The sequence below is a fragment of the Mesorhizobium sp. M1E.F.Ca.ET.063.01.1.1 genome (assembly GCF_003998155.1).
In the GTDB taxonomy this organism is placed as follows: domain Bacteria; phylum Pseudomonadota; class Alphaproteobacteria; order Rhizobiales; family Rhizobiaceae; genus Mesorhizobium.
Window position 1 is genome coordinate 1 of sequence record NZ_RZSC01001475.1, and the last position, 583, is coordinate 583.

Genomic DNA, 583 nt, shown 5'->3' on the forward strand with positions numbered 1-583 from the left:
GGGTGAAGCTCATCTCGAAGATCTCGCCGTTGCGGCGGATCTTGAGCTTCAGCCATGCCGAGAGTGCGTTGACAACCGATACGCCGACGCCGTGCAGGCCGCCCGAGACCTTGTAGGAATTCTGGTCGAATTTGCCGCCGGCATGGAGCTGCGTCATGATGACTTCGGCGGCCGAAACGCCCTCGCTGGGGTGGATATCGGTCGGAATCCCGCGGCCGTTGTCGATGACGGTCACCGAACCGTCGGGGTTGAGCGTCACCGAGACGAGGTCGGCGTGTCCGGCCAAAGCCTCGTCGATGGCGTTGTCCACCACCTCATAGACCATGTGATGCAGGCCCGAGCCGTCATCGGTGTCGCCGATATACATGCCCGGCCGCTTGCGGACGGCGTCCAACCCCTTCAAAACCTTGATGGAATCGGCGCCGTACTCGGCTTCCGCGCCATTGGCGCTTTCGGTCTGGTCGCTCATGAAAACCTGTCTGATTGATGTCGCTGGTCCGGCGCGGAAAAATGGCCCCGAATCGCGCCGTTTTGATGTCCTAGATATAGGCGCAAATGACTGGTTTTCCAAGGTTTGCGGGCA

General features: G+C 60.7%; 1 protein-coding gene. It reads right to left on the reverse strand.

The features are described from left to right. Window positions 1-469, reverse strand: a 469-nt coding sequence (locus EOA29_RS39305) for an ATP-binding protein (protein ID WP_245468842.1), incomplete at its 3' end; no start/stop codon positions are given. Window positions 470-583: the final 114 nt, after the last annotated feature.